24 protein-coding genes are annotated in these 22,539 nt (G+C 57.8%); 15 read left to right on the top strand and 9 right to left on the bottom strand.

The genetic code is table 11. The features are described from left to right. Positions 1–5: 5 nt before the first annotated feature. Both FIL88_RS12290 and FIL88_RS17060 read right to left on the bottom strand, forming a co-directional pair. The gene (locus tag FIL88_RS12290; protein ID WP_142854168.1) at positions 6–581 is read right to left on the bottom strand and encodes a transglycosylase SLT domain-containing protein; all 576 of its coding nucleotides are present in this window, start codon (positions 579–581) and stop codon (positions 6–8) included. Positions 582–656: 75 nt separating this feature from the next. Beyond that, positions 657–782, bottom strand: a complete 126-nt coding sequence (locus FIL88_RS17060; RefSeq protein WP_281281309.1) for a hypothetical protein — start codon at positions 780–782, stop codon at positions 657–659. Between the two features lie 18 nt (positions 783–800). On the opposite strand from FIL88_RS17060, the gene hspQ reads away from it, so the two are divergent. Beyond that, positions 801–1,127: a heat shock protein HspQ gene (gene hspQ, locus FIL88_RS12285; protein ID WP_142854167.1), complete on the top strand. Its 327-nt coding sequence runs from the start codon at positions 801–803 to the stop codon at positions 1,125–1,127. Between the two features lie 83 nt (positions 1,128–1,210). Here hspQ and FIL88_RS12280 read toward each other — a convergent pair whose 3' ends face one another. Together FIL88_RS12280 and FIL88_RS12275 are read right to left on the bottom strand one after the other, a co-directional pair. Then, positions 1,211–1,663, bottom strand: coding sequence for an ATP-binding protein (locus FIL88_RS12280; protein WP_185960933.1), 453 nt, complete (start codon positions 1,661–1,663; stop codon positions 1,211–1,213). Between the two features lie 30 nt (positions 1,664–1,693). Beyond that, entirely contained in the window at positions 1,694–2,041 is a 348-nt protein-coding gene (locus FIL88_RS12275; RefSeq protein WP_142854165.1) for an STAS domain-containing protein, read from the bottom strand. Positions 2,042–2,140: 99 nt separating this feature from the next. On the opposite strand from FIL88_RS12275, the gene FIL88_RS12270 reads away from it, so the two are divergent. The 13 genes from FIL88_RS12270 (at position 2,141) to FIL88_RS12215 (ending at position 15,125) form a co-directional block, all read left to right on the top strand. Next, positions 2,141–3,319, top strand: a complete 1,179-nt coding sequence (locus FIL88_RS12270) for a thiolase family protein (RefSeq protein ID WP_142854164.1) — start codon at positions 2,141–2,143, stop codon at positions 3,317–3,319. A gap of 165 nt (positions 3,320–3,484) precedes the next feature. After that, on the top strand, positions 3,485–3,937 hold the full coding sequence (locus FIL88_RS12265) for a GAF domain-containing protein (RefSeq protein ID WP_142854163.1): 453 nt from the start codon (positions 3,485–3,487) through the stop codon (positions 3,935–3,937). A gap of 153 nt (positions 3,938–4,090) precedes the next feature. Beyond that, positions 4,091–4,669 carry a helix-turn-helix domain-containing protein gene (locus FIL88_RS12260; RefSeq protein ID WP_142854162.1) on the top strand — a complete coding sequence of 193 codons (579 nt, stop codon included), beginning with the start codon at positions 4,091–4,093 and terminating at the stop codon, positions 4,667–4,669. A gap of 11 nt (positions 4,670–4,680) precedes the next feature. Then, positions 4,681–5,052 (top strand): GFA family protein, encoded by a 372-nt coding sequence (locus FIL88_RS12255; RefSeq protein WP_142854161.1) that lies wholly within the window; start codon positions 4,681–4,683, stop codon positions 5,050–5,052. Between the two features lie 3 nt (positions 5,053–5,055). Continuing rightward, entirely contained in the window at positions 5,056–5,679 is a 624-nt protein-coding gene (locus FIL88_RS12250; RefSeq protein WP_246066706.1) for a LysE family translocator, read from the top strand. Positions 5,680–5,696: 17 nt separating this feature from the next. Continuing rightward, a complete protein-coding gene (locus FIL88_RS12245; protein ID WP_142854160.1) occupies positions 5,697–8,144 on the top strand; it encodes a GcvT family protein in 2,448 nt (815 codons plus the stop codon). A 57-nt stretch (positions 8,145–8,201) separates the two neighbouring features. Continuing rightward, entirely contained in the window at positions 8,202–9,161 is a 960-nt protein-coding gene (locus tag FIL88_RS12240; RefSeq protein WP_246066705.1) for a GlxA family transcriptional regulator, read from the top strand. Between the two features lie 84 nt (positions 9,162–9,245). Then, entirely contained in the window at positions 9,246–11,693 is a 2,448-nt protein-coding gene (locus FIL88_RS12235; RefSeq protein WP_142854158.1) for a GcvT family protein, read from the top strand. Further along, on the top strand, positions 11,690–11,923 hold the full coding sequence (locus FIL88_RS16840) for a GNAT family N-acetyltransferase (protein WP_221931151.1): 234 nt from the start codon (positions 11,690–11,692) through the stop codon (positions 11,921–11,923). The genes FIL88_RS12235 and FIL88_RS16840 overlap by 4 nt, the downstream gene beginning before the upstream one ends. After that, positions 11,886–12,257 (top strand): GNAT family N-acetyltransferase, encoded by a 372-nt coding sequence (locus FIL88_RS12230; RefSeq protein WP_221931150.1) that lies wholly within the window; start codon positions 11,886–11,888, stop codon positions 12,255–12,257. Before FIL88_RS16840 ends, FIL88_RS12230 begins: the two co-directional genes overlap by 38 nt. 74 nt (positions 12,258–12,331) lie before the next feature. Further along, positions 12,332–13,234, top strand: coding sequence for an EamA family transporter RarD (gene rarD / locus FIL88_RS12225; RefSeq protein ID WP_142854157.1), 903 nt, complete (start codon positions 12,332–12,334; stop codon positions 13,232–13,234). A gap of 36 nt (positions 13,235–13,270) precedes the next feature. Next, positions 13,271–13,918, top strand: a complete 648-nt coding sequence (locus FIL88_RS12220; protein WP_142854156.1) for a pseudouridine synthase — start codon at positions 13,271–13,273, stop codon at positions 13,916–13,918. A gap of 79 nt (positions 13,919–13,997) precedes the next feature. Next, the gene (locus FIL88_RS12215) at positions 13,998–15,125 is read left to right on the top strand and encodes a beta-ketoacyl-ACP synthase III (protein ID WP_142854155.1); all 1,128 of its coding nucleotides are present in this window, start codon (positions 13,998–14,000) and stop codon (positions 15,123–15,125) included. 7 nt (positions 15,126–15,132) lie between these two features. On the opposite strand, the gene FIL88_RS12210 is transcribed toward FIL88_RS12215, so the two are convergent. From FIL88_RS12210 to FIL88_RS12190, 5 genes are all read right to left on the bottom strand, one after another. Next, positions 15,133–16,236, bottom strand: a complete 1,104-nt coding sequence (locus FIL88_RS12210; protein ID WP_142854154.1) for a flagellar basal body P-ring protein FlgI — start codon at positions 16,234–16,236, stop codon at positions 15,133–15,135. After that, on the bottom strand, positions 16,233–17,243 hold the full coding sequence (locus FIL88_RS12205) for a flagellin (RefSeq protein WP_142854153.1): 1,011 nt from the start codon (positions 17,241–17,243) through the stop codon (positions 16,233–16,235). Before FIL88_RS12205 ends, FIL88_RS12210 begins: the two co-directional genes overlap by 4 nt. A 10-nt stretch (positions 17,244–17,253) precedes the next feature. Further along, a complete protein-coding gene (gene flgK / locus FIL88_RS12200) occupies positions 17,254–18,711 on the bottom strand; it encodes a flagellar hook-associated protein FlgK (RefSeq protein ID WP_142854152.1) in 1,458 nt (485 codons plus the stop codon). Between the two features lie 24 nt (positions 18,712–18,735). Then, entirely contained in the window at positions 18,736–20,043 is a 1,308-nt protein-coding gene (locus FIL88_RS12195; RefSeq protein WP_142854151.1) for a flagellar hook protein FlgE, read from the bottom strand. Positions 20,044–20,158: 115 nt separating this feature from the next. Continuing rightward, positions 20,159–20,992 (bottom strand): flagellar motor protein MotB, encoded by an 834-nt coding sequence (locus tag FIL88_RS12190; RefSeq protein ID WP_142854150.1) that lies wholly within the window; start codon positions 20,990–20,992, stop codon positions 20,159–20,161. Positions 20,993–21,182: 190 nt separating this feature from the next. Here FIL88_RS12190 and hmgA point away from each other — a divergent pair, with 190 nt between their 5' ends. After that, positions 21,183–22,538, top strand: coding sequence for a homogentisate 1,2-dioxygenase (gene hmgA / locus FIL88_RS12185; RefSeq protein WP_142854149.1), 1,356 nt, complete (start codon positions 21,183–21,185; stop codon positions 22,536–22,538). The last annotated feature ends 1 nt before the right edge of the window (position 22,539 follow it).

Raw genomic sequence — 22,539 nt, 5'->3', positions numbered from 1 at the left:
GAACTTTAGCGGCAGTTTGTTAGCTGGATCTGATACATGATCGTGCGATCTGCGACTTTGTCGGCTACGCGCAGCAGCCAGGTTTTGGACCTGTATGTCCCCCGCAGATACCCGGTGCGACCTTCGTGATAGGCTAGATACTGGTTGCGCGCGTCATGCAATGGGATGCCGGTGACCTCGCGTGTTTTGTTCATGTACCAGCCCATGAAATCCGTTGCGTCCTGAATTTTGGTGCGCCTTGCGCTACGGCCGCCTTCGGCATTCTGATATTCTTTCCACGTCGCATCCAGCGCCTGAGCATAGCCATAGGCCGAACTTTGACGACCCATGGGCAACACACCTAACACATACTTCACCGGTGTGCGTGCATCGTGGACGAATTTTGACTCCTGATGGATGATCGCCATCTGTACATAAACAGGAACATTCCATTTGCGTTCTGTGCGCTCCATGGCACGCAGCATGCTCGGATCTTGGCGCACAATGCTGCATGCGTTGTCCAGATTGCGAGGGGGTTTGGACCCACCTCCGCATGATGCCACAAACGCAACGACCATGGTCGCGAGTACAAGTTTCTTCATCTGCCTACTGCTCATTTGGTTTTTCTTTATTCTAGCGGAATTTAAGGCATGTGGGAATCATAAGATCCACCTTTTTTACACCTGCAGCGCATCTTTGCTGGTCACCTGTTGTACGGACGTTTTCAGGGAAGTGTCGCCAAACTGTTTCCAACTTTTCCGGCCGGGCTGCATGGACAATCCGATGCGTTCGGCGTTAGTCATGGGGTAAGGTTTGGAGCCATGTTGAAGACACACGCAAAATATCATCTGGGTCAGGTTGTCCGCCACCGGAAGCATCCCTTCCGAGGGGTTGTTTTTGATGTGGACGCGATCTTTTCCAATACCGAGGAATGGTATGACGCCATTCCCGAAGACAGCCGACCATCAAAGGATCAGCCGTTTTACCACCTTCTGGCCGAGAATGACCAAAGCTATTACGTGGCCTATGTGTCCGAGCAGAACCTGATCGAGGATTGGTCTGGCGAACCCGTCGAACACCCAGATCTGCCTGATCTTTTTGGTGATTTCGAAGATGGACAGTATCCACTTCAAGTTCAATTGAACTGACCTATCTGGTCGCCTTCGCGGTAAATACCCCATTTTGATGTTTACGTCTGACGATGTGGGGAAATTCGGTTCATCAGGTCGGACTAGTTCTGAGCAACGGTATCCGCCGCAATGCGAAAGGTTAGAATATTCTGACCTTCGCGCCACTCATAGTGCAAGTTTTCCGTCAGCTCACGCACCAAAAGCCACCCGAATCCCCCTTCGGGCAAGTCGTCTTTTGCGCAGTTCAGATCATGCATCACCTGAGTGTGGGGCAGGTCCTTGGGCAAAGGCAGGCCTTCGTCCTTTACCAAAAAATCCAGTCCAGCGGTGTGGCGTTCGATGGTCAAATCAATCCGGCCAGTGGGACGTTCTTGATATGCGTGTTCGACAATGTTGTTCAGAACTTCGGCCAGAACAATCTCGACCACCGACTTTTCGTCTAACGACAGGCGCAGGCCCAACACCTGCTGCAATGCCTGCCGTACCGACAAGTTGTCGCTTGGAAACTTCAGATGAAGCTTTTGATCTGATTGTGGCTTCGCTGCGTTCTGCACGTTCAGTGCGCTCCTGTAAGGCTGGTCGCGTCAGCTGGCAGTGGCCAGACCACCATCAAGGGCTGAATCCACGCTGTCGTGAATGGTGAACACGGTGTCCATACGGGTCAGTGAAAACACTTTGCTGACTGTTTTAGACAACCCAGCCAGCTCGAAGCTGCGCCCATCGGGCACCTGCTTCATTGCGGCAACGATTGCGCCCAGACCACTTGAATCGATAAAGTCGACCGCGGTCATGTCCACGACTACGCGCTGTGGGCCATCGGATGTTATGTCACGCATCTGATCCTTAAATTTGATCGCAATTGCGGCGTCGATTCGACTGTTGTCTATGGTGATGACGCGGGCCGCAGGCCCGTCTTGGTAATTGAGTTGCACAGCGTCGCTCCTTCCACTGAGTTAGTAGAACTACAGTCTAGACGCCGTTCCTTACCATTCGGTAAGCGAGTATCAGAAAAGCATTGGTTGGAGGATAAGATGAAAAACGTGGTTATCGCAGGGGCGGCGCGGACCCCAATGGGCGGATTCCAGGGCGCATTTTCAGGGGTTCCCGCATCCGAGCTGGGCGGAGCCGCGATCAAGGCCGCGCTGGAAGATGCAGGCGCCGATGCCAACCAAATCGAAGAGCTGCTGATGGGCTGCGTTCTGCCAGCTGGTCAGGGACAGGCCCCGGCCCGCCAGGCGGGTTTCGCGGCCGGTTTGGGCAAAGAGGTGCCCGCCACCACGCTGAACAAGATGTGTGGATCGGGTATGAAAACTGCGATGATCGCCTATGATCAGGTGGCATTGGGTGGCACCGACATCATGGTCGCGGGCGGTATGGAGAGCATGACCGAAGCCCCCTATATCCTGCCGAAAATGCGCAGCGGTGCGCGGATTGGACATGGCGCGGTCGTAGACCACATGTTCCTGGACGGACTGGAAGACGCCTATGACAAGGGCCGTTTGATGGGCACCTTTGCCGAGGATTGCGCCGAGAGCTTCCAGTTCACCCGCGAAGCGCAGGACGAATACGCGTTGAAGTCACTGGCGAATTCGCTTGAGGCCCAGAAGACTGGCGCGTTTGAGGGCGAGATCGCTGCCGTGACCATCAAGACCCGCAAGGGCGACATTGTGGTGGGTGAGGACGAACAGCCCGGCAATGCACGCCCCGACAAGATCCCGACCCTGAAGCCCGCCTTCCGCAAGGACGGCACAGTGACGCCCGCCAACAGCTCGTCGATTTCGGACGGCGCTGCGGCTCTGGTCGTCGCCTCGGAAGACGCGGCTAACGCGGCTGGTCTGAAAATCCGTGCCCGCATCATGGGCCATGCCAGCCACGCGCAGGAACCCAACTTGTTCACCACGGCCCCCGTGCCTGCCGCGCAAAAACTGCTGGACCGTTTGGGTTGGACCAAAGACGACGTGGATCTATGGGAAGTGAACGAGGCCTTCGCCGTCGTCCCTATGGCCTTCATGCACGAAATGGGTCTGTCGCGCGACATCGTGAACGTAAACGGCGGTGCCTGTGCGCTGGGTCACCCGATCGGAGCTTCGGGTACGCGCATCATGGTCACGCTCTTGAACGCGCTGGAAAAGCGTGGTCTGAAACGCGGTGTGGCCGCGATCTGCATCGGCGGTGGCGAAGGCACTGCCATCGCGATCGAACGCGTGTAAGGTCACACAGACCTGCTAGATTAAAGCATTCGACCTTACAGGTGACGCGCGAATACCCTGCCATGCTTCGCATTCTCGGGACATTCGCACCGCACTAAGTTTCAGGTTGAAGGTCGGATGCTTTTGGAGCGCGGGTTTCCGCGCCCTTTTCATTTGGAAGACGCTATGAAGATCAACTACGCCGAAACTGCCCAGATTATCGCATCCCTGACGGAAGGGGAATCGGATGAGGTCGCCCTGATGGCCACCGTCACCTGCGAGCTGCACCACGCCGATGATCGGTTCGACTGGACAGGTTTCTATCGCGTGACCGAGCCCGAGATGTTGAAAATCGGACCCTATCAAGGTGGACATGGCTGTTTACAGATCCCGTTCTCGCGCGGAGTTTGTGGCGCAGCGGCCCGTACCGGTGAGGTGCAGTTGGTCAGGGACGTTGACGCGTTTCCGGGCCATATCGCATGTGCATCTTCAACCCGATCCGAGGTCGTCTTGCCTGTCTGGAATGCCAATGGCGCATTGATCGCAGTGTTGGATATCGACAGCGATCAGCCCTCTGCTTTCACACAGGAAGACGCTGATGCGCTTGCGAAAATCCTGTCGGATACATTTGCGCGTTAAGCCGAATTATCGCCGGATCCCCGCGAATTCGATCCGTTTCAAAGCCTGAACGCGACATTTCCCCGTCGTAATCAGGCTTGCGACGAATCACCCTTTTGCCCCAGCATGAAAAAAGGCGTGAAAATTTCACGACAACATTCATGCGGAGGTCACATGCTACACAGCGATCCACAGCACTTGCACCGGACCAGTCTGGGGGCTGACCTGCGGGCTTTGCGAAAATCGCGCGGCATGACGATCTCGGATCTGGCGGACGCTTTGGGCCGATCCATCGGTTGGGTCAGTCAGGTTGAGCGCGACAAATCCGACCCCTCAATCTCCGACCTGCGCGCAATTGCTCAGGCATTGGGCGTGCCCATGTCGCTTTTGTTCGCGCACAAATCCTCGCCAGCCGGTGAGCAGGGGCGGATCGTGCGGGCGGGCAACCGCCGTCCGATGGGCGCAAGCCACGAAGGGTTGCAGGAAGAGCTGCTGTCCCCCGACCTGACCGATGATTTCGAGATGGTACATTCCACCTTCGAGCCGCATTCCAAGATGCAAACCCCCGCCAGCCGCCCTACGCAAGAGGTCGGCTATTTGGTGTCGGGCAAGCTGGACCTGACCATCGGAGGGCGCAGTTTCACCGTGCAGGCGGGCGACAGTTTCCGCATCAAACACGAGACCTATGACTGGGCGAACCCCTATGACGAACCTGCCGTTGCGATCTGGGTGATCGCGCCGCCGGTCTATTGAAGGAGAGGACTATGGTGAACGGAAGCTGCCTGTGCGGGGCCATCACGTTTTCCACAAACGCAACGCCGAAGGCGGTCTCGATGTGCCACTGCAGCCAATGTCAGAAGCAGTCAGGCGGGATCTGGGCGTCCGCTCATGTGCCTGAGGACAAGCTGACGATCTCTGGCGACGTAACTTGGTTTGATGCCAGCGGCGTGGCCAAACGCGGGTTTTGTGGCACGTGCGGCTCTTTTCTGTTTTGGAAAGCCCACGACGAAGACTTGATCAGCTTCGCGCTGGGGGCGGTTGATGGACCCACCGGACTGACGCTGGAGAAGCACATTTTTACAGCGGACAAGGGTGACTATTACCAGATCTCTGACGGTCTTCCGCAACAGGATTAAGCCATGTTAGAGACGCTTTTGGCCATGGACCCTTGGGTCATCACCACCTTTATCGGGGCCTCGATCCTGCTGTATCTCACCCCCGGTGCGGACATGATGTTTGTGATTGCCAGTGGCATTGCGGGCGGTCCGAAATCAGGGTTGGCGGCCACGGCGGGTGTGATCCTTGGTGTGGCCTGTCAGGTCATCCTTGCGGCTGCAGGTCTTGCACTGTTGATTGCAGCATCCCCCATCGCGCTGGATGTTATCCGCTATGCGGGCGCAGTCTATTTGGCGTGGCTTGCATGGCATAGCTGGCGGTCCAGCGGTGCGCCAGATACCCGCAAGGGGCGCGCAGATTTGTGGCGTGCCTTTCGCCGCGGTCTGTTGACCAACCTTCTGAACCCCAAGGTAATCCTGTTTATCCTCGCTTTCCTGCCGCAATTCGTGGACCCCGCGATTGGCCCGGAATGGCAGCAGATCCTGATCCTTGGAATCATCTTCGCAATCGGCGGCTTTATCTCTGACGGGCTGATCGGCATCTTCGCCGGTTTGGCCGCTGACAAAGTCCGCAAATCCACACGCACCATGAACAAGCTGTCCGCCGTGATCTTCGGAACTCTTGCCGCACGGCTGGCTTGGAATTGACCAACAGGAGACCTTCAATGTCCGACTTCCCAACCAAAGTACGCGTCGTCATCATCGGCGGCGGCGTTGTCGGCGCTTCGACGCTGTACCACCTTGGCCTGAAAGGCTGGACCGATTGTGTGCTGCTTGAAAAGAACGAGCTGACGGCGGGGTCCACCTGGCACGCGGCAGGCAACGTGCCGACATTCTCGACCAGCTGGGCGATCATGAACATGCAGCGCTATTCGACCGAGCTGTATTCGCGTCTGGGCGAGGAAGTCGACTATCCGATGAACTATCACCAGACCGGGTCGATCCGGCTGGCGCACACAAAGGCACGGATGCAGGAGTTCGAACGCGCCTGTTCCATGGGTCGCTATCAGGGCATCGAGATGGAGATGTGGACGCCCGAGCAGGCGAAAGAGCGTTATCCCTTCCTTGAAACCCATGACCTGATGGGCGTGCTGTGGGATCCGTCGGATGGCGATATCGACCCGGCTCAGGTCACTCAGGCGCTGGCCAAAGGCGCGCGCGACATGGGTCAGAAAATCCTGCGCTTCACGCCAGCCACGGGCGTCACCCAGAAGGAAGACAAGACGTGGATCGTGCATACTGAAAAGGGCGATATCGAATGTGACTATGTGGTCAATGCAGCGGGTTACTATGCCCAACGTGTGGGCGAGATGTTCAAGCCTTATGGTGGACGCACCGTGCCGATGATGGTGATGGAGCACCAATATCTGCTGACCGAACAGATCCCCGAGATCGAGGCATGGTCCAAGGAACATGGTGGCAAGCTGCCTCTGATCCGTGACGTGGACGTGTCGTATTATCTGCGTCAGGAAAAGCACGGCTATAACCTTGGCCCGTACGAGCCGAACTGTAAGGCGCACTGGATTGGTGACGAAGACAACATGCCGGACGATTTCAGCTTCCAGCTGTGGCAGGAAGATCTGGACCGGATCGAGGATATCGTCGTCGACGCCATGGCCCGCGTGCCGCTTATGGAAACCTCGGGCGTGTCCAGCGTGATCAACGGCCCGATCCCCTATGCCCCGGACGGTCTGCCCCTGATGGGTCCGATGCCGGGTGTTGAGAATGCGTTCGAAGCTTGCGTGTTCACCTTCGGCATTGCCCAAGGTGGTGGCGCTGGCAAGGTTATGGCCGAATGGATCGTCGATGGCGGGACCGAGTGGGACATGTGGGCGGTCGATCCGCGCCGCTATACCGACTACACCGATCAGGATTATTGTGATCAGAAGGGGATGGAGGTTTATGGCAACGAATATGCCATGCACTTCCCCCATCATGAATGGCCTGCTGCGCGCGACAAGAAGCTGTCGCCTGTGCATGACCGCGTGATCGCCGCTGGTGGCGTCATGGGGGCCTATAACGGTTGGGAACGTGCCAACTGGTTTGCGCAAGACGGCGACGATACCTCGCTTGAGGCGACACACACTTGGGGCCGCCAAGGTCCGTGGGAGCAACGCATCAAGGAAGAATGCGAAGCGGTACGTGACGGCGTCGGCGTTCTGGACCTGCCGGGCTTCTCGCGTTTTGTCGTCAAAGGCGACGGTGCGGCCGAAGCGCTGCGCGGTCTGGTCACCGGTGGCCTGCCGAAGATCGGGCGCATCAATCTGGTTTACATCGCCGACAACCGCGGTCGTATCCTGACCGAGATGTCGTGCATGCGTCTGGGCGAAGATGATTTTGTCATGATCACCGCTGCCACCGCGCAGTGGCATGATCGCGATATTCTGGTTCAGGCGATGCCTGCAGGTGTCTCGGTCGAGGATGTCACCACCACCCGTGACACGCTGATCGTTACCGGGCCGAAGTCGCGTGATCTGCTGGCAGGTCTGTCGGACGCAGACCTGAGCCTAGGCTGGTTGACCCATCAGGCGGCAACCGTGGCAGGCAAGCCCGCGCATCTGGTGCGTGTGTCCTTCGCAGGCGAGCTGGGCTGGGAGGTCCACGCGCTGAATGAAGATATGCCCGCAATCTACGACGCCATCGTCGCGGGCGGCGCCAAGCCGTTCGGTATGTACGCGCTGAACTCTCTGCGTTTGGAAAAAGGGTATCGCGCGTGGAAGGGTGATCTGTCGACGGATTACTCGCTGCTGGAAGGTGGGCTTGGCCGTTTCGTCAAACTGGACAAGCCGCAGGACTTCCCGGGCAAGGCCGCAATCCAGAATGAGATGCAGCAGGGCATTAAGAAGTCGTTCGTCACCCTGACGGTCGATGCTGGCGACGCCGACGCGCCCTATATGTCCTGCATCTGGTCGGGGGATCAGATCGTGGGTGAAACCACCTCGGGCGGGTGGGGTCATCGCGTGAACAAGTCGATCGCGCTGGGTATGGTCCGCGCCGAACTGGCGACCCCCGGCACCGAGCTTGAAGTCGAAATCTACGGCGAAAAGTTCAAAGCCGTGGTGCAGGAAGACCAGCCGCTTTGGGACCCGTCGAACGAACGGCTGCGCGCCTAACACATCATCACCCCGTGCGGCATCGCTGCGCGGGGTATTCATGGGGGGATGACAGACATGATGTCACAGCCAATTCAGGTCGATATCCTGATGTCGGATGGGTTTGTCCTGACCGAACTCTCTGCCATTCTTGAACTTCTGCGTATCGCCAACCGGGTCACCGCCCGTCAGGTCTTTCGCTGGAAAAACCTGTCGCGCCACGGTGGGACAGTCAGTTGCCGCGCCGGGATCGACGTCGCAACCCAACCTTTCCGTCCGAAACCGCTAGCACAGTATGTCTTCGTGCTGGGCAATTCGGATCCCGACGCGAAAGAGCTGTCGCTGCAAAAGGAAATCAAGGCGTATCAATGGGCTGGTGCCCGCGTGATCCTGCTGTCCGAAGCCGCAAGTCGTCACATTGCCGAAACCGGGGAACAGACGATGAGCCACACTACTCATTGGGAAAACCGCGCGGTCTTGAACGAACGCGGGACGCCCGGTGTCGGGTCTTACGCGTTGGTGGCGGATGATGGGCGGATCATCACGTCTGCCGGGATGGGATCGACGCACGACCTTGTGCTTGCGCTTTTGGGCAGCCACCTGTCTGCGGCGTCCGTCGCGACGGTTGCCGACATTATGCTGCACGAGAAAATCCGCACGTTCTCGACGCTGCAACCCTTTGGTGGGAAAGAACTTTCCCTGACCGGCAACCGCGCGCTGGATCAATGTGTTGAGTTGATGCAGGCCAATCTGGAAGAACCGCTTCGCATCTCGGAATTGGTCGCGCTTCTGGGCATCTCGGAAAGGTCTCTGGAACGTCATTTCCGCGCGCATTTCCACACCACGCCCAACGCTTATTATCGTGAACTGCGCTTAAATCACGCGAACACCCTGCTTCTGAAAACCGCGATGAGCGTGCGCGACGTTGGGCTGGCCTGCGGCTTTCCAAACGGGTTTTCGTCCCTGTTCCGGCGCCATTTCGGCGTGACCCCGATGTCACTACGTCGGAGTGGAAACTTGCCGATCTACAATAATTGATTTCCGTCAATTTTGGCGGAAACAAGATGTTTTCTGAAGCCGCCCCGTGCCACGTTCAAGTCGAATCCATCAAGGAGTGATGCCATGTCCCTGCCCACACAAGCCCGCGTTGTCATCATCGGTGGCGGCGTTATCGGATGCTCTGTCGCCTATCACCTGACCAAGCTTGGCTGGAAAGATGTGGTGCTGCTCGAACGCAAGCAGCTGACATCGGGCACCACGTGGCATGCCGCCGGACTGATCGCGCAGCTGCGCGCGACGGCGAATATGACGAAGCTGGCGAAGTATTCACAAGAGCTTTACGGCGAGTTAGAGACTGAAACCGGCATTGCGACGGGCTTCAAGCGCGTGGGATCGATCAGTGTCGCGCTGACCGCCGAGCGGATGGAAGAGCTTGCCCGCCAAGCCGCCATGGCCCGCGCCTTTGGTGTGGACGTGGAAGAGATCACCGCCGAAGAAGCCCTGTCGCGCTATGAACATCTGAACATCGACGGTGTGGTCGGCGGCGTCTGGCTGCCGAAAGACGGGCAGGGCGATCCGGCCAACATCGCTTTGGCACTGGCCAAAGGTGCACGGCAGAAAGGTGCGATCGTCAAAGAGCGCACCAAAGTTACCGGCATCCAGCGCGACGGGCGCAAGGTGACGGGCGTTGATTGGGCCTCGGACGACGGCAAGGAACAGGGCCATATCGCTTGCGATATGATTGTGAATTGTGCGGGCATGTGGGGGCACGAGGTTGGCCGCATGGTTGGCGTCAACGTGCCGCTGCACGCTTGCGAGCATTTCTATATCGTGACTGAGGGCATCGCTGGCCTGCAACAGCTTCCCGTGCTGCGCGTACCAGATGAATGCGCGTATTATAAGGAAGACGCGGGTAAGATGCTGCTGGGCGCCTTTGAACCGAACGCGAAACCGTGGGGCATGAACGGCATCGCCGACACGTTCGAATTCGATCAACTGCCCGAAGATTTCGACCATTTCGAACCCATCCTTGAAGCCGCCTGTAACCGTATGCCCATGCTGGCCGAGGCGGGCATCCACACTTTCTTTAATGGCCCGGAGAGCTTCACGCCGGACGACGCCTATCACCTTGGTCTTGCGCCCGAGATGGACAATGTCTGGGTCGCTGCGGGCTTCAATTCGATCGGCATTCAGTCGGCGGGCGGTGCGGGCATGGCGCTCGCCCAATGGATGGAGGACGGCGACAAGCCTTTCGATCTTGGCGATGTGGACATCAGCCGGATGCAGCCGTTCCAGGGCAACAAGCACTACTTGTATGAACGTTCGAAAGAAACGTTGGGTCTTCTCTATGCCGACCACTTCCCGTTCCGCCAGAAGGCTACTGCACGCGGTGTGCGCCGGACCCCATTTCATCACCAGCTGAAGGAACAAGGCGCTGTGTTCGGTGAACTCGCCGGCTGGGAACGCGCGAACTGGTTTGCCAATGAAGGTCAGAAAGCCGAGTACGAGTACACATGGGGCCGTCCGAACTGGTTCAACAATGCCGCCGCCGAACATAAAGCTGTGCGCGAGAATGTGGGCATGTACGATATGTCCTCTTTCGGCAAGATTAGGGTCGAAGGACCGGACGCCGAAGCCTTCATGAACTATGTGGGCGGCGGAGATTATTCGGTGCCCAACGGCAAGATCGTCTATACTCAATTCCTGAACCGGCGCGGCGGGATCGAGGCCGACGTGACCGTCACCCGCCTGACCGAGACCTCGTATTTGGTTGTCACCCCCGCGGCCACCCGTTTGGCCGACCAGACATGGATGCAGCGCCACGTGGGCGATTTCCGTGTTGTGATCACAGACGTTACCGCAGGCGAAGGCGTCTTGGCCGTGATGGGTCCGAATGCGCGAAAGCTCTTGGAAAAGGTCAGCCCGAATGATTTCACCAACGCCACCAACCCTTTTGGCACGGCGCAGGAAATTGAGGTCGGCATGGGTTTGGCCCGCGCCCATCGCGTGACCTATGTCGGCGAGCTGGGGTGGGAGATCTATGCCTCGGCCGATATGGCGGGACATGTGTTCGAAACGCTGCATGAGGCAGGGCAGGAGATGGGCCTGAAGCTCTGCGGCATGCACATGATGGACAGCTGCCGGATTGAAAAGGGTTTTCGCCACTTCGGCCATGACATCACCTGCGAGGATCACGTGTTGGAAGCCGGGCTTGGTTTTGCCGTCAAAACCGACAAGCCGGACTTCATCGGTCGCGATGCGGTTCAGTCCAAGAAAGAAAGCGGGCTGGAAAACCGTCTAGTCCAGTTCAAGCTAACCGATCCCGAGCCGCTGCTTTACCACAATGAACCCGTCATTCGTGATGGCGAGATCGTGGGCTACCTGAGTTCGGGGTCATATGGTCACCATCTGGGTGCGGCCATGGGCTTGGGTTATGTACCCTGCAAAGGCGAAACCGCTGCGGATGTTTTGGCGTCGTCCTACGAGATCGACGTTGCAGGCACCCGCGTAAAGGCCGAGGCATCGCTGAGGCCCATGTATGATCCGAAGTCGGAAAGGGTGAAAGTGTGACCTTCGATAATCAGCCAAGTCTTGACGGCGAAACGCTGCGCCTGCACGGGCTGCGGGAAGAGGATCGCGAGGCCCTTTTCAATGCCGCCAGTGATCCCCAGACTTGGGCAGGTCATCCCGCGAAAGATCGCTATCAGCGCGATGTGTTTGATCCCTATTTCGATATGCTTCTGGCCTCCGGTGGTACGTTGATTGTCATTGACAGGGCGACGGATCAGGTCATCGGATAGCTCGCGCTATTATGTTGGTCCCGATGCGCCGGATGATATCGCCATTGGGTTTACGTTCCTCAACCACCGCTATTGGGGCGGAGAGGTGAATTTTCGCATGAAGCAGCTGATGCTTGATCACGCGTTCTTGCAGTTTGATCGCGTTTGGTTTCACGTCGCACCTGACAATATCCGGTCGCAAAAGGCGACAATGAAGATCGGCGCCGTGTTCACCAGCGACGAAGATCTTGATTTGTCTGGCAGTGTGCTTGCTTGGAAATGCTATCGTCTGGATCGTGCTGGGTGGCAGAAAACCAAGGCAGCTCGGTTGGGTGCGATGCATCACAAGTCGTGATGTGATCTTTCAAAGAAATCACCCTATCCAATGACTGCACGCGCCTGCCATAAAGGCAGAGATTGGAGCGCGCGATGACAACACCCACCAAACCCGAGAATATCGATACGCCGCAAGGGCTTGCCTTTGCGATCACGGCTTACGTTCTGTGGGGATTTCTGCCGCTTTACCTGAAGCTTCTGACCCATATGCCTGCGACCGAGGTGCTGGCGCATCGCGTCATCTGGTCCGTGCCCGTTGCGGGCGCCGTGCTGATCGCTATGGGGCGTACACGCGATTTGAAGGCGGTTCTGACTGACCGTCGCAGCCTGATGCTGGCTCTGGTCACGGCCACGCTGATCTCGGTGAACTGGGGGATTTACATCTGGGCGATTGGCGCCGGGCAAACCGTCGAGGCCGCACTGGGATATTACATCAATCCGCTCTTCTCGATCGTGATGGGGGCAATGCTGCTGGGTGAACGGTTGTCCCGCGCGCAATGGGTGTCAGTACTTCTGGCGGCATTGGCTGTGATCGTGCTGACGGTCGACGCTGGCAGGTTGCCAATGGTCGCGCTGGGTCTGATGCTTACTTGGGGCTTCTATGCCTATTTCAAGAAATCGCTTCCCATCGGTCCCAATCAGGGGTTCCTGCTTGAGGTCTTGATCTTGACGCCTCCTGCATTGGCCTATGTTGTCTGGCTTGGCGCGACCGGGCAGGGGCATTTGTTCACATCGACCGGGAATACACTGCTTCTGATGGGCTGCGGGATCGTTACGGCGGTGCCCCTGATGGTCTATGCAAATGGCGCGAAACTGCTGCGCCTGTCGACCATCGGTATCTTGCAATACATCGCGCCGACAATGATCTTTCTGGTTGCGGTGTTTATCTTCCGCGAGCCATTCGGCGGCGCCAAACTGATTGCCTTCCCGCTGATTTGGCTGGCTTTGATTGTGTATACGACGTCGATGTTTCGGCAAATGCGGCGCAAGCGGTGACTTGCGGCACTTGGCCTCAGCGGCTATCCCGCGCGCATGTCGTCTGAATATAACCCGCCCCAAGATCCCCTTGTGATCCTGCATCAAGACCACGAACTTTTGTTCGTTGACAAGCCGTCGGGCCTGTTGTCCGTGCCGGGCAAGGGCGCGCATCTGGCCGACTGCTTGATCGCCCGCGTGCAGGCCGTGTTTCCAGAAGCGCTTCTGGTCCACCGTTTGGACCGCGATACCTCGGGCGTGATGGTCTTTGCGCTCAGCGCTCACGCACAGCGCCATCTGGGGCTTCAGTTCGAAAAACGGCAGACCAAGAAAACCTATCTGGCGCGCGTCTTTGGACGGGTCGAGGAACGGGAAGGCACCGTTGATCTGCCCTTGATCGTCGATTGGCCAAATCGTCCGAAACAGCATGTCGATTTCGAAAATGGAAAGCCCGCCGTGACCGACTGGAAAGTCCTTCGGTACGAGGAAAACGCGACGCGAATGCGGCTGTTTCCGCAGACGGGCCGCAGCCACCAGCTGCGCGTGCATATGCTGGAACTGGGTCATCCCATTTTGGGCGATCCATTTTATGCAACGGGCGAAGCCTTGAACGCGCCGCGCTTGATGTTGCACGCCGAAAGCCTGCGGTTACGGCACCCCGATGGCGGAAAAGGCGTGACGATTAAGGCGAAATGCCCGTTTTAACACGGGTGACCTAGGGGCATCTCCCCTTGTCGTGGGCCGTGCTTCCTGCTTTTTTAGCAGAACCTGCGAGGAGCCAATCATGCACCAACCCGTCATTTCCGGAACTGGGGTCTTCACCCCGTCTGAAATCATCTCGAATGCTGAACTTGTCGAAGCGTTTAACGCCTATGCGAATGCGTTCAATGCAAAGAATGCCGATGCTATTGCGGCGGGTGACATGGCTGAAATTGGCCATTCGTCCGAAGACTTCATCGTTTCGGCCTCGGGCATTCATCAGCGTTTTGTTATGGATAAAACCGGAGTGTTGGACCCCGCGGTGATGCACCCGACCCTGCGTGAACGTGCGGACGACGAACCCGGTATCATGACCGAGATGGGTGTTGATGCCTGTCGAAAGGCCTTGGCGCAGGCAGGTTGCGACGCGGCGGACGTGGATTTGGTGGTCTGTGCGGCGTCGAACCACGAACGCGCCTATCCGGCCATCGCGATCGAGATTCAGCAGGCGCTGGGCGCGCGCGGCTTTGCCTTTGATATGAACGTGGCGTGCTCTTCGGCGACATTTGGCATTCAGGCGGCCGCGGATATGATCCGATCGGGCTCGGTCAAACGGGCATTGGTTGTGAACCCCGAGATCTGCTCGGCCCATTTGGAATGGCGCGACCGTGATTGCCATTTCATCTTTGGCGATGTGGCCACTGCGACGCTGATTGAACGCAAGGAAGACGCCCAAGGCGATCATTTCGAGATCCTGTCGACACGTTGCCTGACGCAGTTCTCGAACAACATTCGCAACAACAATGGCTTCCTGCGTCGCACGCGTGCAGATACTGCCGATCTGCCCGACCGCCGTGACATGCAGTTCATGCAGAACGGACGGAAAGTGTTCAAAGAGGTGCTGCCGATTGTGTCCAAGCACATCCTGGAGCACATCGGCGATATTGGTGTGGGGCAAGACGATCTTAAACGTCTATGGCTGCATCAAGCCAACAAGACCATGAATGACTTCATCGGGAAGAAGGTTTTGGGGCGGACACCAGAAGACGGCGAGCAACCCAACATTCTTCAGGACTATGCCAACACATCGTCTGCGGGGTCGATCATCGCATTCTCAAAATACTCGGGCGATTTATCCCCGGGAGATACGGGTGTGATCTGTTCCTTCGGTGCGGGCTATTCCGTTGGTTCTGTCGTGGTGCGCCGCGCTTGAATGGGTGCTAGCGCACGATGAATTCTGCATGAAGCGCACCTGCCGCTTTGATGCTTTTAAGGATGTCGATCATGTCGCGCGGGGCAACGCCTAAGGCGTTCAGCCCAGCAACCAATTCGGACAACGACGCGCCGCCGCTAACTTCCGCCAGTCCGATGCCCGGTTCTTCTTCGATCGCGGCATTGGTGCGGGGCACCACGATTGCCTCGCCGTCCGAGAACGGGTTGGGTTGTACCACAATGGGCTGTTCTTGAATGCGCAAGGTCAAGTTCCCCTGCGAGACTGCCACCCGGCTAATGCGGACGTCTTCGCCCATTACGATTGTACCGGAACGCTGGTCGACGACGACCCGCGCGCGCCGTTCCGGTTCAACCCCAATGTTTTCAATCGTGCCCAACGCATGCGCCGGAGAAATCGCACGTGTTGCAGAGATATCGACCACCACTGTGCCGCTATCCAACATCCGCGACACGACGCGGCCATACTTGCCGTTGATGGCGCGTTCAATGCGCTCTGCGGTGGTGAAGTCGGGGGTGCGAAGGGCCAGACGGATAGATTTCAACTTGGTAAAATCAAAGTCGATCTCGCGTTCCACCCGCGCACCGCTTGGGATTACGCCGCTGGTCGGGACGCCTTTGATCACTTGGGCGCCGTCGCCTTCAGCACTGGCCCCGCCGGCGATCACAGTGCCCTGCCCAACGGCATAGATTTCGCCATCCGCGGCATTCAAAGGTGTCATGATCAGAGTGCCGCCCAATAGGCTTTTCGCGTCTCCGATGGCTGATACGGTCACATCAATCCGTGATCCGGTTCGTGCAAAAGGCGGAAGGGACGCGGTGACGAACACCGCAGCTACGTTTTTCGGTCGGAATTGTTCGCCTGTGATGTTAACGCCCAAACGTTCCAGAATGTTCGACATTATGTCTTCTGTGAACGGCGCGTTGCGGATGCCGTCCCCAGTTCCGTTTAGCCCGACCACAAGGCCATACCCGACCAAATCGTTGCCGCGCACACCGTCGAACTCGACCAGATCTTTAATTCGAATCGAATTCGCCTGCGCCGCTGTGGTCAGGGCAAATAGAACCGTCAGGACGGTGAACAGATGTCTCATCGCATGTAATCCGTGAAGCTGAGTTTCGACAGGCGGGCAGTTGTCATATACATCGCCTCCATCTGGCCATAGAGCTGTTCCAGGCGTGTGGCCGTTTCATAGGGGTCCGCCGCAGTCAGGTTGTTGTAAGACAGCTCGAGCGCTTGCTGTTCGGCCGTGTTGTGGGCAACAGCGTTTTCTATCCGTGCTTCGACCGCCCCCACCCGTGCCTGCAGCAGCGTGGTCCGGTCAATCGCACCCAGCAGGGCATTTGATGACATCTCGGCAAGTGTTTGCTGCTGATCCAAATCCCCGTTCAGCGCGCCTTGGGCCAGAACCACGGTCTTTGCAACCGCGGACAGAAGGCCGCGAATCTCGTCATCATTTGCGCGGACAGGCAAGGTGGCCGTCTCGCCATTTCCCAACCGAATAGGGCCATAGCTTTCATCAGCGCCCAGATAGCCCAGAGTTTCAAAGCCGCCGCCGGGAGTGTTGAACCAGTCATCGATTTGCGCGGCGATTCCGGTGGCCGTTACTTCGCCGGCGATGGCGGTCATCAGTTCCCCGATAATCGTATCAGCGTCAGCCAGAGCGGGCTGGTCGGTGGCGGATCCCGCGAACAGCGACCTGCCACCAGCGTCTGTGTTCAGCTTCGAAATGATCGAGGCGAACTTCTGCTCAGCGTCTACAGCTGTCGTTTGCAACAGGGTGGCATTGTTCGCACTGCGTGCGGCAATCAGCCCGTTGGACAAATCCAGCGCCTGCGTATGGATCGTGGTTAACGCCACCTGCGTTGTATCCGCCATCAGCCGCGCTTCGGTCGTAGCCTGTTTGTGAGCAGCCATAAGTTTAAGGCTGTGCTCAATCCCGGCCACGGCGCCGATACCCCCGGTGGTGCTCGACCCCAGATCGGTTTTTCGGCCTGTCGACATCTCGGTGCTGAGCCGAGTCAGCTCTTGCCGCATTTGCGTGTTGTGCCGACGGGACAAGAAGGTGCTGGCCATGTCGCCAAATGTTGGAATGCTCATGTCATGCCCCTTACATTCCCAACAAAAGCTGCATCATTTCATCCGCCGCCGTGACCACTTGCGCGTTTGCCGCGAAGGCTTGTTCGATCACCAGCAGTTTTTGCATTTCTGCATCCGTATCAACGCCCTGCGCCAGTTCCATCTGGCGCAGGCTGTCATTTTGTGCCGTGTCAAAACTTAGCCGCGTTTCGGTTTGCTCGCGGGTACCGGTGATCTTGTTCAGAAGATCAGCCGCCAGACCAGACGCAGATCGTGCGATGCCAGAAAATCCACCTGAAGCGGCCACTTTGGGCGCATCAAGTGCATCTATCATGTCACCCAGAAGCGTGGCATTGCCCACATTGCCGGGGGTGGCAGCCCCCAACCCGTCACGCAAGCGCCACAGAGCGCCGCCTTGGGTGGGGTCGACTGCCGGGTTCAATGTCAGCCGCGTGCTGAGCGCCACTTCGTCAGCCGGATCAAACAATGCGCCTGCATCTGTGAACAGGCCAGCAGCGCCCGGTGCGCGCGTAGCGTCCAGTGCGGGATCCTGAAACCGTTCGACCAGATCACGGGCGAAGGCATCAACCTGTTCCTGAGCGGTGATGGCCAGATCATCGCGAACTTGGAAATGCGCAGCTAAGGAACCGCCTGCGATGGCATTGCGGTCGGCGCCCGTATCGATCGCTTGACCGTTGATTGTCAGGCCGGACAAGGCACCGCTGGCCTGCGTCATCTCGGGCACGATCATGTTGACGGTCGAGAACGCAAGCTCTGCCGGCACGCCGTCCAGCAGAATGGCCCCGCCGCTTGAGATTAATGCAACCTGATTGCCATCGCGGGGCACCTGTTTGATCGGGATGATTGATGACAGAGCATCGATCGCTTGTTGGCGCTGATCCATCAAGCCTGAAGGATCAGCGCCGCGTGACTGCGCCACCCGAATCTTGGTGTTCAGGCCTTGCACGTCTTTCAGGCCCTGATTGAGCTGCGTAACCTCTTGCGCGATGGCGCCATCTGCGGATAGGCGCGCCGCCTGAATGTGGTCTGAAGTCGCTTTCAGATGCGTCACGACATTGCGCGCAGCGTTCAGACTGGCATTCAGAGTTGCTTCGCTGTCGGGGCGGGCGGCGGCTTCGGTTAGCGCGGCCTCGAACTGGGCCATGCGCCCGGATAAAGACCCTGGTTGATCCGGGCTTCCCAATGCTTTTCCGAGCCCGGCCAGGAAGTTGGAGCGGGTATTGCCATGACCCATTGCCGCATCGGACATGCGCCGATCCCCCAGCAGCTGCGCATCCTCGTGGCGGTACACACCTTCGATGACAACCCCGGACGGCGCGCCGCCCAATGTGCGCGACGAAAGCTCTAGTGATCGGGCGCCATACCCCTCGGTCATCGCATTGGCGACGTTCGAAGACACCAGCTGTGCTGCGCGCGCATTGGCGTTCAGTCCAGTCAATGCATTGTGAAGGGCGCCCGAGATGGTCATTGGAAGCTACTTTCCATCCCTAGATCAGCGTTTGATGTTGGTTGTTTCCTGTAGCATCTCGTCGACGGTCTGGATGACCTTCGCGTTCGAGCTATAGGCGCGTTGCGTCTGGATCAGGTTGGTTAGTTCACCAGCCACGTCTGTGGTTGACCCTTCACGGGCGAAGCCAACGACCTCTCCCGTTGGGCCGTCACCGGCATCCCACATGAAGAAAGACCCGCTGTCTGGTGACACCTGATAAGCTTGGCTCGAGATGGACATCAGCCCGTTTGGGTTCGACACGTCCACCAAAGGCACCTGATAGATCGTGCGGATAAACCCAGTATCGTAAGTGGCCTTGATATATCCGTGTTCGTCGATCTGGACCGCGGTAAGGTTCCCAACCGGAGAGCCGTTTTTCGTAATAGCGACAGGTGCGAAACTGTCGGACAGCTGGGTCAAGCCATTGGGGTCGCCAATGCCGCCGATCGTTAAGGATAACGGGCCGCCCGCGACGGTCAGATCCAAAGTGCCTTCAGTCGCGTTATAGGCTCCGCCAGACACTACTGTGACCGAGGCCAATGTGCCCCCATCCGCGCGACTGTCATCAAAGACCAGGGTGTATTCGCCAATCACAGCCCCGTTCGACGCGCTGTCCGAGATCTGCATGGTCCAGGTGTTGGACGATCCGGTGCCAGGTACTGTTGGTGTGAAGGTGAAATCCAGCGTTTCCGAGGTGCCAAGGTTGCCGAAATATTCGACCGACAGAGGAAGCGGGGTGCCCGGGGATCCTGCTCCGGTTTCGACGGCTGGCAAATTCACACCCAGTTTCATATTGGTGGTTGGATCACCTGCCGTTTGGTTGGCGTTGATGACAACCGGTTCCAACCCGACACCTGTGTCACGTGGAAATGTTCCCACATTGCCATCTGCGTCTGCGGGCCAGCCCAGCAGAACAAGCCCCGTTTCAGTTTTCAGAACCCCTTCGGAATCTGTTCGAAAAGACCCCGTTGTGGTCATCATCATCGGACGTTCACCCGGATTTGAAGCAGCATGAACTTCGTGCGTAACGGGCAGCATGCCGCGCCCGCCAATTGCGATGTCCATGGGATTTGACGTGGGAATCAGCGGCCCGTGTTCGTCGATCAAGCGCTGAGTTGTGGTGCGCACGCCACCCGCGGAATAGGTGCCAGCCCCAGCATGCCCGCCAATGACAAGGCTTTGGAAATCTGCTGTGGCCCGTTTGTATCCGAAAGTCGACGAGTTGGCGATATTGTCCGAAATCGTTGCAAGTTTCGTCGCATGTGCGTTCAGTCCGGACACGCCGGCACTGAGAGAGGAGGAAATCGTCATGGTGCGCCTTTCTGCTGCATCTACCTCTGGTCGGGACCAGACTGGACCATGTGTCCTTAACAGCCGCCTAATAGGGACAGGATTTGCAGAGATTTCCCCTTAGGTTATGATTTCATTACCTTTTCGAACGAAGCAAGATCAGTTCGACCCGGTTATTGCGCACCGCCATTACATTGGTCGCAGCGGGCTCTCGGTCCGCATGACCGGTCACGCGCTGCACTTTCTTGGGCGAATCGACAAGCGATTCGAAAATGCTTCGAACCCGGTCTGCGCGATTGGACGACAGCTGCCACGCGGTGTTTTCGGCAATGACGACTGGCTGTGCAGCGACGTGCCCTTCGATGGCGACGCCGTTCTTGGCCAGCTGAAAGACCTCGGCAATCGTTGCCAGAATGTCTTCCATAAGACGCGTTGGCGTGGCGGTGCCTGCATGAAATAGCGGAGCGTGGTCAAGGGCGAACACTTCGACCAACAGACCTTCGTCCGTCACTTTGGTTACAATATGCCGCTGCATCTGGTCGGTGGCCATGCTTTCGCCGGACCGGCTTTGCAGCATCACTTCGACCTCTTTCAGCTTGGCAGTTTCCTTTTCGCCTTCCGCCCCAGCACCATCTGCCTGCTTACCGCCTTCGGTATTGGCAGGATCACGAGGTTGCCCACCCGTGCCGGTCTGCGACAGGCTTTCTTCGCTGAGCACGCTGTCGCCACCGAACGAGCCACTTCCACCACCTGAAACACGGGTGATTGGGATCGTTGGGCTAAAGTAATCTGCGATGCCCTTGCGTTGTTTTTCGGTCGTGGCGTTCAAAAGCCACATCAGAAGAAAAAACGCCATCATCGCCGTCACGAAGTCCGCATAGGCAACTTTCCATGCGCCGCCGTGATGGCCATCACCGCTGACCTTCTTCACTTTCTTGATAATTACCGGAGCTCGCTCATTCGAACGCATCCCACCACCTCATTTTTCACCCGGGGTCATGGATAGCAGACGCAAGTTTCCATCGGCTTAACTGTTCAAATTGTTGCCATTCCAATACTTCGCATGTGAAGCTTCCCTTTTCCTTGACTTCATTTCACATGCAACGATAAAATCACAGGGCAACAGGACGGCCCATCTGGGCATTGAAACGGATCGACATATGAATAAGCACAGCCCCTCGCGCGAGATGAACCGCGCGGTGTCCGCCGTTGGCACCGAAACACATTATATGCCCGGTTGGGCAAATGATTTCGAAACCGAGGCTCTGCCCGGCGCGTTGCCTCAAGGTATGAACAGCCCGCAGAAATGCGAATATGGCCTGTATGGCGAGCAGCTGTCCGGCACCGCTTTCACCGCGAACCCGCCTGAGCGGACATGGTGTTACCGCATCCGTCCGTCGGTGAAGCACTCGGCCCGTTACACCAAAATCGACATGCCGTACTGGAAGTCTGCGCCCTGCGTGGATCCGGACGTGATTTCGCTGGGCCAGTATCGCTGGGATCCTGTGCCGACGACCGAGGGTCTGAACTGGATCACGGGCATGCGCACGATGACCACCGCCGGCGATGTGAACACGCAGGTCGGCATGGCCAGCCACGTCTATCTGGTCACTGAATCCATGGTGGACGACTATTTCTTCTCGGCCGATAGCGAGCTTCTGGTCGTGCCGCAGGAGGGCAAGCTGCGCTTCTATACGGAACTTGGCATCATCGACCTTGCCCCTCAAGAAATCGGCATCATCCCGCGTGGTCTTGTCTATCGTGTGGAACTGTTGGAAGGTCCCGCACGCGGTTTCGTCTGCGAAAACTACGGTCAGACATTCGAGCTTCCGGGCCGTGGCCCCATTGGTGCCAACTGCATGGCGAACCCGCGTGACTTCAAAGCCCCTGTTGCAGCTTATGAGGACCGCGAAGTGCCGTCGACCATCACCATCAAATGGTGCGGCCAGTTCCACAAAACGGAAATTGGTCAGTCGCCGCTGGATGTGGTCGCATGGCACGGCAATTACGCGCCCTACAAGTACGACCTGACCACATACTGCCCGGTTGGCGCGATCCTGTTTGATCATCCGGACCCCTCGATCTTCACCGTGCTGACGGCGCCTTCGGGCCAGCCCGGCACCGCGAATATCGACTTCGTTCTATTCCGCGAACGCTGGATGGTGGCCGAGAACACTTTCCGTCCGCCGTGGTATCACAAGAACATCATGTCCGAGCTGATGGGCAACATCTACGGCCAGTATGACGCCAAGCCGCAGGGCTTCGTCCCCGGTGGTGTGTCCTTGCATAACATGATGCTGCCGCACGGGCCGGACCGGGATGCGTTCGAGGGTGCCTCGAATTCGAACCTTGGCCCGGAAAAGCTGGACAACACCATGTCCTTCATGTTCGAGACCCGCTTCCCGCAGCATCTGACTGCCTTCGCCGCAAACGAAGCCCCGTTGCAGGACGACTATATCGACTGCTGGGATAGTCTTGAGAAGAAATTCAACGGCACTCCCGAAGGAGATTGGTAAC

Source organism: Aliiroseovarius halocynthiae, assembly GCF_007004645.1.
GTDB lineage: Bacteria > Pseudomonadota > Alphaproteobacteria > Rhodobacterales > Rhodobacteraceae > Aliiroseovarius > Aliiroseovarius halocynthiae.
The sequence above is the reverse complement of the archived record's forward strand: the minus strand, read 5'-3'. Positions and strand labels throughout refer to the sequence as shown.

Coding starts and splice junctions, on each gene's coding strand:
- FIL88_RS12250 (WP_246066706.1), top strand. CDS start 5,056: ATGTTAGAGACGCTTTTGGCCATGGACCCTTGGGTCATCACCACCTTT.
- FIL88_RS12290 (WP_142854168.1), bottom strand. CDS start 581: ATGAAGAAACTTGTACTCGCGACCATGGTCGTTGCGTTTGTGGCATCA.
- FIL88_RS12195 (WP_142854151.1), bottom strand. CDS start 20,043: ATGACGATTTCCTCCTCTCTCAGTGCCGGCGTGTCCGGACTGAACGCA.
- FIL88_RS12245 (WP_142854160.1), top strand. CDS start 5,697: ATGTCCGACTTCCCAACCAAAGTACGCGTCGTCATCATCGGCGGCGGC.
- FIL88_RS12255 (WP_142854161.1), top strand. CDS start 4,681: ATGGTGAACGGAAGCTGCCTGTGCGGGGCCATCACGTTTTCCACAAAC.
- FIL88_RS12260 (WP_142854162.1), top strand. CDS start 4,091: ATGCTACACAGCGATCCACAGCACTTGCACCGGACCAGTCTGGGGGCT.
- FIL88_RS12265 (WP_142854163.1), top strand. CDS start 3,485: ATGAAGATCAACTACGCCGAAACTGCCCAGATTATCGCATCCCTGACG.
- FIL88_RS12205 (WP_142854153.1), bottom strand. CDS start 17,243: ATGAGCATTCCAACATTTGGCGACATGGCCAGCACCTTCTTGTCCCGT.
- FIL88_RS12235 (WP_142854158.1), top strand. CDS start 9,246: ATGTCCCTGCCCACACAAGCCCGCGTTGTCATCATCGGTGGCGGCGTT.
- flgK (WP_142854152.1), bottom strand. CDS start 18,711: ATGACCATCTCGGGCGCCCTTCACAATGCATTGACTGGACTGAACGCC.
- FIL88_RS12270 (WP_142854164.1), top strand. CDS start 2,141: ATGAAAAACGTGGTTATCGCAGGGGCGGCGCGGACCCCAATGGGCGGA.
- FIL88_RS12240 (WP_246066705.1), top strand. CDS start 8,202: ATGATGTCACAGCCAATTCAGGTCGATATCCTGATGTCGGATGGGTTT.
- hmgA (WP_142854149.1), top strand. CDS start 21,183: ATGAATAAGCACAGCCCCTCGCGCGAGATGAACCGCGCGGTGTCCGCC.
- FIL88_RS12190 (WP_142854150.1), bottom strand. CDS start 20,992: ATGCGTTCGAATGAGCGAGCTCCGGTAATTATCAAGAAAGTGAAGAAG.
- FIL88_RS12220 (WP_142854156.1), top strand. CDS start 13,271: ATGTCGTCTGAATATAACCCGCCCCAAGATCCCCTTGTGATCCTGCAT.
- FIL88_RS17060 (WP_281281309.1), bottom strand. CDS start 782: ATGACTAACGCCGAACGCATCGGATTGTCCATGCAGCCCGGCCGGAAA.
- FIL88_RS12210 (WP_142854154.1), bottom strand. CDS start 16,236: ATGAGACATCTGTTCACCGTCCTGACGGTTCTATTTGCCCTGACCACA.
- hspQ (WP_142854167.1), top strand. CDS start 801: ATGTTGAAGACACACGCAAAATATCATCTGGGTCAGGTTGTCCGCCAC.
- FIL88_RS12215 (WP_142854155.1), top strand. CDS start 13,998: ATGCACCAACCCGTCATTTCCGGAACTGGGGTCTTCACCCCGTCTGAA.
- rarD (WP_142854157.1), top strand. CDS start 12,332: ATGACAACACCCACCAAACCCGAGAATATCGATACGCCGCAAGGGCTT.